This is a genomic window from Streptomyces sp. NPDC002690 (assembly GCF_053592415.1).
In genome coordinates, this window is record NZ_JBSFVR010000272.1 from 1 (window position 1) to 10,260 (window position 10,260).

Below are 10,260 nucleotides of genomic sequence, written 5' to 3' on the forward strand. Positions count from 1 at the left end.
CGCCGAAGTCACATGCCGAAGTCGCGCCCCGAAGCCAGCGCCCCGAAGCCAGAGCGCGGCGCTCTCGGCGCGCGGGCCCGGCGCGGTCCGTGCCCCTCGACCCTCGCACCCGGCAACCGAGTCGGTCCAATACCGAAATGGCCCTGATCCGGGACGATCGGCGTCCTAATCGGCCGTGGCCGGTCGCGCGGAGGGTGTGGGCAGCGCGTGCGCGGCCACGGCGAGCACCGCCCGCAGGGCGGCCGAGGGGTTGTCCTCCCGCCAGGCGAGTGCGGTCTGGCGGCGTACGGGCGGACCGGCGAGGGGGCGGTGGACGAGTCCGTCCTGCTGGATGTGTCCGCAGGAGCTGACGGTCAGGGTCACGCCCACCCCGGCCGCGACCAGCGCCATGATCGTGTACGAGTCGGGGGCCTCCTGCACCACGCGCGGGACGAACCCGTGGGCAGCGCAGGCCTGCTCCAGCGCGTCCCGGACGGTGGAGCCCGCGTCGGCGGGGAACGAGACGAACGGTTCGTCGGCGAGTGCGCCGAGCGGCACGGCGGGCAGACCCGCGAGCGGGTGGTCGCAAGGGAGCGCGCAGATGAGTTCCTCCTCGCCGATCACCCGGTGGGCGACGCCCGGTCCGCTCACCGGCAGCCGGACGAACCCGAGGTCGAGCGAGCCGTCGGCGACGCGGGCCAGGGCCACGTTCGCGTAGGTCTGACCGGCCATGACCAGTTCGATACCGGGGTGGGCGGCGCGGACGGCACGGGTGAGTCTCGGCAGGGTCTCGTGGGAGGAGGCCCCCGCGAAGCCGAGGGTGACCTTGCCGTACTCGCCCCGCCCGGCGGCCCGGGCGACGCCGGCGGCGGTGTCCAGTTGAGCCAGGGCCTCGCGCACGGGTCCGAGGAAGGACTCCCCCGCGCTGGTCAGCCGCACGGAGCGGGTGCTGCGCTCGAAGAGCTGGACGCCGAGTTCCCTCTCCAGCTGGCGGATCTGCCGGCTGAGGGGCGGCTGGGCCATCCGGAGCCGTCGGGCGGCGCGGCCGAAGTGCAGTTCTTCGGCCACCGCGACGAAGCCCTTCAGATGGCGCAGTTCCACGGATTCCCCCGTCCGGAGCGGACCGGCCGGCGGTCCGGTACGAGACGGGACGGTCCGGACCCGAGGGTAACGCCGTGACCGTGGCGGGCGGCACGCGCCGTGGCGGCCGTCGTGTTCACGGCCGGGGCCGGTGGAACGCCGGAGGTGGTGCGCACGACTCCACGGGCACGCACCCGCTCCGTGCTCGCTCCGGACTACTTCGGCGCCCCCGGCCGCCAGGTGGACCCGCCGACTGCACCGTCGGCCGTGCCGCGGGCGGAGTCCGACGGTTCCTGGCGCTCCTTGTCGTCGCGGTGCGCCTTGCTCTCCCTGGACTCCTTGTCCCAGGCCGCGTGCAGCCGGGATCTCAGGTCGTCCGGGGGCAGGAAGCGGGACCAGCGTTCCGGGTACTCGGAGGGCATGTCGCCGCCCTCGTCGAGGCCGTCCTCGTCGTCGGCGTACATCGCCCAGGCCGAGGGCCGGGTCCGGGCCACGAATTCGGCGGCCTGGGCGGCGCGGGCGAGGTCGTTGGCCTCGCGGGCCTCGGCCGTGGCCAGGGAGGGCCACACCCGGTCGATGGCGGCGTTCACCGCGGCCCCGACGAGCACCGCGAAGGCGGAGACGCCGATCCACAGGAGTACGGCGATGGGGGCGGCCAGGGAGCCGTAGATCGTGGGGCCCTCGACGGTGCTGGTCAGGTAGAACCGCAGGACGAAACTGCCGATCACCCACATCCCCAGGGCCACCAGTGCCCCCGGGACGTCCTCCATCCAGGGCGACCGTACGGGGACGGACACGTGGTAGAGGGTCGTCAGGAAGGCGATGGTCAGCAGGATGACCAGGGGCCAGTACAGGACGGCCAGGACCTCGGTGCCCCAGGGGACCAGTTCGACCACCCGGTCCGGGCCCGCCACCAGCAGCGGCAGCACCACCGCCCCCAGCAGCAGGGCGACGACGTACAGCAGGAAGGCGAGCAGGCGGGTCTTGACGATGCCGCGCTGACCGTCGAGGCCGTACATGACGGTGATGGTCTCGACGAAGACGTTCACCGCGCGGGAGCCCGACCACAGGGCGATGGCGAAGCCGATGGAGATGACGTCGGGGCGGGCCCCGTTGGTGATGTCGTCCAGCAGCGGCTTGGCGAAGTCGTTGACGCCTCGCTCGGAGAGGACGGTCTGCGCGGCGTCGAGGATGTTCCGCTCGATGGAGGCGACCGTGGTGGTGGAGGTCCAGTCGTCGACGTACCCGAGGAGGCCGATCAGGCCGAGCAGCAGGGGCGGCAAGGACAGCAGGGTGAAGAACGCCGCCTCGGCCGCGAGCCCGAGGATCCGGTACTCCATGCACGAGTTGACGGTGTCCTTGAGCAGATGCCACGCCATCTGCCGCTTGGAGACGTTGCGGTAGAGAACTCGGGCACGGTGGAGCCGGCTCGATCTCCGCTCGGGTGTTTCATTTGCTGCCTGCACGTCCTTACCGTATCGGCATGGCAGCCACCACCCACACAGTGACCAATCAGGTACCGCCGCTGGTCGGCTACGACGTCTTCGGCGCGGACCGCGCCCTGTCCGAAGCGGTGGAACGACATCTCGCGCCCGGAATCCTGCTCCAGGCCCGGCAGGAGCTGACCACGCTCGGGCAGGCGGCCGGATCGGCCCAGGTGCAGGAGTGGGGGGCGCAGGCGAACGAGAATCCACCGAAACTGCGCACTCACGACCGATACGGACACCGGATCGACGAGGTCGAATTTCACCCGGCCTGGCACCGGCTGCTGGGTCACGCCGTGACCGCCGGGCTCACCGACGCCTGGGGCAGGGAGGGCGGCCACGTGCGGCGGGCGGCGGGCTTCCTGGTCTGGACGCAGGCCGAGGCGGGGCACGGGTGCCCGTTGTCGATGACGCACGCGGCGGTACCCGCGCTCCGTACCGATCCGGCGCTCGCCGCCGTGTGGGAGCCGCTGCTGACCTCGCACGTGTACGAGGAGGGGCTGCGGCCCGCGGCGGAGAAGTCCGGGGTCCTGTTCGGCATGGGGATGACCGAGAAGCAGGGCGGTACGGACGTCCGCTCCAACACGACCGGGGCCGAGCCGCTGGCCGCCGACGGCGAGTACCTGCTCACCGGACACAAGTGGTTCTGTTCCGCGCCGATGTCGGACGGGTTCCTGGTGCTGGCCCAGGCGCCGGGCGGCCTGACCTGTTTCCTGGTGCCCCGGGTGCTGCCGGACGGCACCCGGAACGTGTTCGCGATCCAGCGGCTCAAGGACAAGCTGGGCAACAGGTCCAACGCGTCCAGCGAGGTCGAGTTCGACGGGACGTGGGCCCGCCGGGTGGGCGAGGAGGGCCGGGGGGTGCGCACCATCATCGAGATGGTCGCGGCGACCCGTCTGGACTGCGTCGTCGGTTCCGCGGCGCTGATGCGGCAGGCGGTGGCGCAGGCGATCCACCACAGCACCCACCGGAGCGCGTTCGGCGGGCTGCTGATCGAGAAGCCGCTGATGCGCAACGTGCTGGCCGACCTCGCGCTGGAGTCGGAGGCGGCGACGGTGCTGGGGATGCGGCTGGCCGCCGCGTACGACGCCGACACCGAGGAGGAACGGGCGTTCCTGCGGCTCGCCGTGCCGGCCGCGAAGTACTGGGTGACCAAACGGTGCACCGCCGTGGTGGGCGAGGCGCTGGAGTGCCTGGGCGGCAACGGGTACGTCGAGGAGTCCGGGATGCCCCGGCTGCTGCGCGAGGCGCCGCTCAACTCCATCTGGGAGGGCTCCGGCAACGTGCAGGCCCTCGACGTGCTGCGCGCCCTCCAGCGGGAGCCGAGGGCGCTGAACGCGCTGCTCCGGGAAGTCGGCAAGGCGCGGGGGGCCGATCACCGGCTGGACGGCGCGATCAAGGACCTGCTGACCGAACTGGCCGACCTGGGCGGTGTGGAGGCACGGGCCCGGCGGATCGTCGAGCGGATGGCGCTGGTGCTGCAGGGGTCGCTGCTGGTGCGCTGGGCACCGCCGGAGGTCGCCGACGCGTTCTGCGCCTCGCGGCTGGGCGGCGACTGGGGTTCGGCGTTCGGGACGCTGCCGCACACCCTCGATCTGGCGTCCGTCGTCGACCGGGCGCGGCCGACGGCTCCCTGACGGGCGACGGGCCGGGCGCGGGGCCGGACCCCGGTCGTACCGGGCACAGCGAAGGAGGGTGGTGCTGCGCCGACACGGCACCACCCTCCACGCCGGTGCTGCACCGGGCGGCGCCGGCGCGAAGCCGCGCCGAACGGTGTGGACACATTCTCACCCTTCGCCCGAGGCTTGGCCAGAGTTGCAAAGGGTTGCAAGCGGGGCGGGCACATGGAACGCGCGGGCCCCCGGCGGCGACAGGATGAGTACCTTGGGACCTCGACCGGGGCCCGAGGCACCTTTTGTGGGGGGAAGCCCGTGAAACCAGTGGTGGAGACAGGCCCTGCCCGGACGGCCCCGCCGCCTTCCGGGCCGGCACCCGCCGACGCGGTACACGCTCTGCGCCGGGCCCGCGAGGCACGGCTGTCGGGCCGGGGCACGGGCGGGCCCCGGGCGGAGATCGACGCGTCCTGGACCCGGGTGCTGCGCAGCGGGGTGGACCCGGAACGGGCGCCGGACGGGCCGCTGATGGAGGCCGCGGAGATCGAGCACCAACGGCGTGCCACGGCGCTCGGCACGGTGATGCCGTTGCTGCGCGAAGGGCTGGCCGCCTTCGCGGACGGCACCCGGCAGATCATGGTGGTCACCGACGCGCTGGGCCGCGTGCTGTGGCGACAGGGCGACCGTTCCGTGATGCGGCGGGCGGAGGGCATTCTGCTGGAGGAGGGCGCCACGTGGACCGAGCCGGTGAGAGGGACCAACGCGATCGGTACGTCGTTGGTCGCGCGTACCCCCGTTCGGGTGCACTCCGCGGAGCATTTCGTGAACGCCCTGCAGAGCTGGACGTGCGCGGCGGCGCCGGTGCGCGACCCGCGTGACGGGCGCCTGATCGGCATCGTCGACATCAGCGGTCCGGAGTCCACCTTCCACCCGGCGACGCTGGCTCTGGTGGACTCGGTGGCCAAGCTCGCCGAGAGCGAGATACGCAACCGCCATCTGGCGACGATCGAGCGGCTGCGGTCGGTGGCCGCGCCGATTCTCTGCCGGGTCGGTGGCCGGGCCCTCGCCGTGGACAACCACGGCTGGCTGGCCGCTGTGGCCGGGATGCCGCCGGTGGACCGCCTGCCGCTGCCCAAGTCACTGGCCCCGGGCCGGGTGTGGTTCCCGTCGCTGGGGATGTGCCGGGTGGAACCGCTGCCCGGTGGCTGGCTGGTCCAGGTGGTGGACGGGACGTCCACGAACGCCTCGGACGGGCCGCCACGCCGGGTGGTGCTGGACCTGGGGCGGGCCGGTCAGCCGGTGGTGCATGTGGCGGGTCCGGTGGGGACCTGGACGCAGCGGCTCTCGCCCCGGCACGCGGAGATGCTGTACGCGCTGGCCCTGCGCAGGGAGGGGTGTACGGCGTCCGAGCTGGCGCGGGACATCTTCGGCGACGGCACCCGCACGGTGACGGTGCGCGCCGAGATCTCACGGATGCGCCGTCACCTCGCGGAGGTGCTGGCCCACCGCCCGTACCGCTTCCGGGAGGGAGTCGACGTGGAGGTCGTCCACCCGGACGAACCGGCCGATCTGCTGCCGCACTCGACCGCACCGGTGGTGGTGCGGGCCAGGGCGTCGGCGGGGAGCTCCTGAGGAAGGCCGGGGGCGTGGGGGCGGTGTCCCCGGGGCGTCCGGATCGCGCGGCGCGTCCGGGGACCCGCCGCTCCGGTCGGGCGGCCGTCGTGGTTCGCTGACGCCCATGAACAGCCCCGATCGCCCCACGGCTCGCACGACTCCCACAGCTCCCACAGCTCCCACAGCTCCCACAGCTCCCACAGCTCCCACGGTCGACGTGACCACCTGGTCCCTGGAGCAGACCTCCCCCACCGATCTCACGCCCGCGAAGGCCCCGAAGGACGAGGTACGCGTCGTCCGCGCCGAGGTGCCGTCGCCGGAGTTCAGCCGCTTCCTCTACACGGCGGTCGGCGGGGACGTCCGGTGGACGGACCGGCTCGGCCTGACCTACGCGCAGTGGCAGGAGATCGTGGACCGGCCGGGAGCCGAGACCTGGGTGGCGTACGTCGACGGGACGCCCGCCGGATACGTCGAGCTGGACCCGCAGGACGACGGCGCCGTGGAGATCATGTACTTCGGGCTCGTCCCGGCCTTCCGGGGGCGGCGGATCGGTGGTCATCTGCTCAGCTGGGGAACCGCGCGCGCCTGGGATCTCGCCGGTCGGTGGCCCGGCCGGCCGGCCACCCGGCGGGTATGGGTGCACACCTGCTCACTGGACGGCCCGCACGCTCTGGCCAACTACGAGCGCAGGGGGTTCCGGCTCTTCGACACCACGGTCGCGCCGGAGCCGGAGGTGGCGGCGCCCGGGCCGTGGCCGGGGGCGTTCCCGGCGTGAGCGGGTCGGGTGGACCGGCACTGAGCTGGGCGTCCACCAGCTGAACACGCCTTCGGGGAAGGGCTTGTGAACACCTTTGGGACATACTGGGACCGATGGGGACCGACTGGAGACGCACGCGGGTGACGCAAACCACATCGTCTCACCGTACGAGACGATCTCGTCCGGATAATGGATAGGTGTGGACTGGCCAGAGATGCGCGTGACACGCTTCCGTCATGCCTGGAACTGGAATTGCCTTGGTGAGTCGACGCCACGTCGACCTCTGCCGCATGTCCAGCGCCATCTGTCCGGCGGGCTGAGAGTCCCAGCACCGCCGCGCTCCCTCTTCTCTGCAAGCCCCGTCGCACCACCGCGTCCACGCGAGTGCGCAGCTCAGAGCCGCCCTCCCGCAGTCCCGAAGGACGTATTGTCATGGCCGCTACCCCTGAACAGCCTGCGACCACCACGCCTCGCCGCAAGGCCGGACGCCACCGCGGCGAGGGCCAGTGGGCGATGGGGCATTACACCCCCCTCAACGGGAACGAGCAGTTCAAGAAGGACGACGACGCTCTCAACGTGCGAGCACGCATCGAGAACATCTACTCCAAGCGCGGCTTCGACTCGATCGACCCGAACGACCTTCGTGGACGCATGCGTTGGTGGGGTCTGTACACCCAGCGCAAGCCCGGCATCGACGGCGGCAAGACGGCCGTGCTGGAGCCGGAGGAGTTGGACGACCGCTTCTTCATGCTCCGGGTGCGCATCGACGGCGGCCGGCTGACCTCCGCCCAGCTGCGGGTGATCGGCGAGATCTCCCAGCAGTACGCCCGCGGCACCGCGGACATCACCGACCGTCAGAACATCCAGCTGCACTGGATCGCCATCGAGGACGTTCCGGCGATCTGGGAGAAGCTGGAGGCCGTCGGGCTGTCCACCACCGAGGCTTGCGGCGACTGCCCCCGCGTGATCATCGGTTCGCCGGTGGCCGGCATCGCGGCCGACGAGATCATCGACGGCACGCCGGCGGTGGACGAGATCCACGAGCGGTACATCGGCAGCAAGGAATTCTCCAACCTGCCGCGGAAGTTCAAGACCGCGATCTCCGGATCGCCGGTCCAGGACGTGGTCCACGAGATCAACGACATCGCCTTCGTCGGCGTCGTGCACCCGGAGCACGGTGCCGGGTTCGACGTCTGGGTCGGCGGCGGCCTCTCCACCAACCCGCGGTTCGCCGAACGCCTCGGCGCCTGGGTGCCGTTGGACGAGGTGCCGGACGTGTGGGCCGGGGTCGTGGGGATCTTCCGCGACTACGGCTACCGCCGCCTGCGCACCCGCGCCCGGCTGAAGTTCCTGATGGCCGACTGGGGTCCCGCCAAGTTCCGCCAGGTGCTGGAGGACGAGTACCTGAAGCGTCCGCTGCTCGACGGACCCGCCCCCGCGCAGCCCACCTCCCGCTGGCGCGACCACATCGGTGTGCACCAGCAGAACGACGGCAACTTCTACGTCGGCTTCGCCCCGCGCGTCGGCCGGGTGGACGGGTCGACGCTCACCAAGATCGCCGACCTCGCCGCCGCGCACGGTTCGGACCGGCTGCGCACCACCGTCGAGCAGAAGATGATCGTCCTCGACGTGGCGCCCGACCAGGTGGACTCCCTGGTCGAAGGGCTGGAGGCACTGGACTTCCAGGTGCGCCCCTCGTCCTTCCGGCGCGGCACGATGGCCTGCACCGGCATCGAGTTCTGCAAGCTGGCGATCGTCGAGACGAAGGCGCGCGGCGCCTCGCTCATCGACGAACTGGAGCGCCGCCTCCCGGAGTTCGACGAGCCGCTCACCATCAACATCAACGGGTGCCCCAACGCCTGTGCCCGTATCCAGACCGCGGACATCGGTCTCAAGGGGCAGTTGATGCTGGACGACGAGGGCAACCAGGTCGAGGGCTACCAGGTGCACCTGGGCGGCGCACTCGGACTCGAAGCCGGTTTCGGCCGCAAGGTCCGTGGTCTGAAGGTCACTTCGACCGATCTGCCGGACTACGTCGAGCGGGTGCTGGGCCGTTACCAGGAGGAGCGCGAAGAGGGCGAGCGCTTCGCCACCTGGGCGGCGCGGGCCACCGCGGAGTCGCTGTCATGAGCGAGCGAGCCGCGCCGTTCTACTGCCCGTACTGCGGCGACGAGGACCTGCGCCCGCACGAGACCGGGCACGGCGCCTGGGAATGTGCGTCCTGCAACCGCGCGTTCCAGCTGAAGTTCCTGGGCCTGCTGACCCAGGGACTGCTGCGCAACGACGGTGAAGGGAAACGCACATGACGAACACCCTGCGGACCGACGGGCTCACCGACGCCGAGCTGGAGGAACTCGCCGAGCGGGCGGGGCGCGAGCTGGAGGACGCCTCGGCGCTCGACATCCTGAGCTGGGCGGCCGACACCTTCGGCGAGCGGTTCTGCGTCACCTCCTCGATGGAGGACGCGGTGGTGGCCCACCTCGCGTCCCGGGCCCGGCCCGGCGTGGACGTGGTCTTCCTCGACACCGGCTACCACTTCCCCGAGACCATCGGGACGCGGGACGCGGTGGAGGCGGTGATGGACGTGCGCGTCATCACCTTGACGCCCCGTCAGTCGGTGGCGGAGCAGGACGCCGAGTACGGACCGAAGCTGCACGACCGTGACCCCGACCTGTGCTGCGCACTGCGCAAGGTGAAGCCGCTCGAAGAGGGGCTGACCGCGTACAGCGCGTGGGCGACCGGGCTGCGCCGTGACGAGTCCCCGACCCGGGCCAATACCCCGGTGGTCGGCTGGGACGCCAAGCGCCGCAAGGTGAAGGTGTCGCCGATCGCCCGCTGGACGCAGGACGACGTGGACGCCTACGTGCTGGAGCACGGGGTGCTCACCAACCCGCTGCTGATGGACGGTTACGCCTCCGTCGGCTGCGCGCCCTGCACCCGCCGGGTGCTGGAGGGCGAGGACGCGCGCGCCGGCCGCTGGGCGGGGCGGGGCAAGACCGAGTGCGGGCTGCACGGCTGATGACGACTGATCAGGAGATATCGATGAGCGTGACGGGGACGGGAGCCACCGTCTGGCTGACCGGTCTGCCGAGCGCGGGCAAGACCACCATCGCGTACGAACTCGCGGGCCGCCTGAAGAGCGACGGCCACCGGGTGGAGGTCCTCGACGGCGACGAGATCCGGGAGTTCCTCTCCGCGGGCCTCGGCTTCTCCCGCGAGGACCGCCACACGAACGTGCAGCGGATCGGCTTCGTCGCCGAACTGCTCGCGGCGAACGGCGTGAAGGTGCTGGTTCCGGTGATCGCTCCGTACGCGGACAGCCGTGACGCCGTCCGCAAGCGGCACCATTCCGAAGGCACCCCTTATCTGGAGGTGCACGTGGCCACGCCGGTCGAGGTGTGCTCCGTACGCGACGTGAAGGGGTTGTACGCCAAGCAGGCCGCGGGCGAGATCAGCGGCCTCACCGGGGTCGACGACCCCTACGAGGCGCCCGAATCACCCGACCTGCGCATCGAGTCGCACCAGCAGACCGTGCAGGAGTCCGCAAGCGCGCTCCACGCGCTGCTCACCGAGAGGGGCCTGGCGTGACGTCCGTCGCCACCGTGCCGGAAGGCACCGTCAACCCGTACGCGCTCAGCCACCTGGACTCGCTGGAGTCGGAGGCGGTGCACATCTTCCGTGAGGTGGCGGGGGAGTTCGAGCGGCCGGTGATCCTCTTCTCCGGCGGCAAGGA

At 71.6% G+C, this 10,260-nt stretch carries 10 protein-coding genes and 1 pseudogene; 9 read left to right on the forward strand and 2 right to left on the reverse strand.

Annotated elements, in window-relative coordinates; genetic code table 11:
* Nucleotides 1-165 precede the first annotated feature (165 nt).
* Nucleotides 166-1,080, reverse strand: a complete 915-nt coding sequence (locus ACWD3D_RS26850; protein WP_451463363.1) for a LysR family transcriptional regulator — start codon at nucleotides 1,078-1,080, stop codon at nucleotides 166-168.
* A 194-nt stretch (nucleotides 1,081-1,274) separates the two neighbouring features.
* Nucleotides 1,275-2,525: a YihY/virulence factor BrkB family protein gene (locus ACWD3D_RS26855; protein WP_451463364.1), complete on the reverse strand. Its 1,251-nt coding sequence runs from the start codon at nucleotides 2,523-2,525 to the stop codon at nucleotides 1,275-1,277.
* Between the two features lie 17 nt (nucleotides 2,526-2,542).
* Here ACWD3D_RS26855 and ACWD3D_RS26860 point away from each other — a divergent pair, with 17 nt between their 5' ends.
* From ACWD3D_RS26860 to ACWD3D_RS26900, 9 genes and pseudogenes are all read left to right on the forward strand, one after another.
* Entirely contained in the window at nucleotides 2,543-4,180 is a 1,638-nt protein-coding gene (locus tag ACWD3D_RS26860; RefSeq protein WP_451463365.1) for an acyl-CoA dehydrogenase family protein, read from the forward strand.
* Between the two features lie 303 nt (nucleotides 4,181-4,483).
* On the forward strand, nucleotides 4,484-5,788 hold the full coding sequence (locus ACWD3D_RS26865; protein WP_451463370.1) for a GAF domain-containing protein: 1,305 nt from the start codon (nucleotides 4,484-4,486) through the stop codon (nucleotides 5,786-5,788).
* A gap of 199 nt (nucleotides 5,789-5,987) precedes the next feature.
* Complete coding sequence (locus ACWD3D_RS26870; protein ID WP_451463366.1) at nucleotides 5,988-6,545, forward strand: GNAT family N-acetyltransferase; 558 nt, start codon at nucleotides 5,988-5,990, stop codon at nucleotides 6,543-6,545.
* Between the two features lie 218 nt (nucleotides 6,546-6,763).
* Nucleotides 6,764-6,847 (forward strand): putative leader peptide, encoded by an 84-nt coding sequence (locus ACWD3D_RS26875; protein ID WP_328723604.1) that lies wholly within the window; start codon nucleotides 6,764-6,766, stop codon nucleotides 6,845-6,847.
* 112 nt (nucleotides 6,848-6,959) lie between these two features.
* Entirely contained in the window at nucleotides 6,960-8,657 is a 1,698-nt protein-coding gene (locus ACWD3D_RS26880) for a nitrite/sulfite reductase (RefSeq protein WP_451463367.1), read from the forward strand.
* The gene (locus ACWD3D_RS26885) at nucleotides 8,654-8,833 is read left to right on the forward strand and encodes a hypothetical protein (RefSeq protein ID WP_266710261.1); all 180 of its coding nucleotides are present in this window, start codon (nucleotides 8,654-8,656) and stop codon (nucleotides 8,831-8,833) included. The genes ACWD3D_RS26880 and ACWD3D_RS26885 overlap by 4 nt, the downstream gene beginning before the upstream one ends.
* Nucleotides 8,830-9,546 (forward strand): phosphoadenylyl-sulfate reductase, encoded by a 717-nt coding sequence (locus ACWD3D_RS26890; protein ID WP_451463368.1) that lies wholly within the window; start codon nucleotides 8,830-8,832, stop codon nucleotides 9,544-9,546. Before ACWD3D_RS26885 ends, ACWD3D_RS26890 begins: the two co-directional genes overlap by 4 nt.
* Before the next feature lie 23 nt (nucleotides 9,547-9,569).
* Nucleotides 9,570-10,115, forward strand: coding sequence for an adenylyl-sulfate kinase (gene cysC / locus ACWD3D_RS26895; RefSeq protein WP_451463369.1), 546 nt, complete (start codon nucleotides 9,570-9,572; stop codon nucleotides 10,113-10,115).
* Nucleotides 10,112-10,260 (forward strand): annotated as a pseudogene (locus ACWD3D_RS26900) (sulfate adenylyltransferase subunit CysD); the annotation flags it as partial. The gene cysC and the pseudogene ACWD3D_RS26900, both read left to right, overlap by 4 nt.

Bases quoted from the DNA above. Each gene is read 5' to 3' on its own strand.
- ACWD3D_RS26880 (WP_451463367.1), top strand. From the start codon at position 6,960: ATGGCCGCTACCCCTGAACAGCCTGCGACCACCACGCCTCGCCGCAAG.
- ACWD3D_RS26885 (WP_266710261.1), top strand. From the start codon at position 8,654: ATGAGCGAGCGAGCCGCGCCGTTCTACTGCCCGTACTGCGGCGACGAG.
- ACWD3D_RS26875 (WP_328723604.1), top strand. From the start codon at position 6,764: ATGCCTGGAACTGGAATTGCCTTGGTGAGTCGACGCCACGTCGACCTC.
- cysC (WP_451463369.1), top strand. From the start codon at position 9,570: ATGAGCGTGACGGGGACGGGAGCCACCGTCTGGCTGACCGGTCTGCCG.
- ACWD3D_RS26860 (WP_451463365.1), top strand. From the start codon at position 2,543: ATGGCAGCCACCACCCACACAGTGACCAATCAGGTACCGCCGCTGGTC.
- ACWD3D_RS26890 (WP_451463368.1), top strand. From the start codon at position 8,830: ATGACGAACACCCTGCGGACCGACGGGCTCACCGACGCCGAGCTGGAG.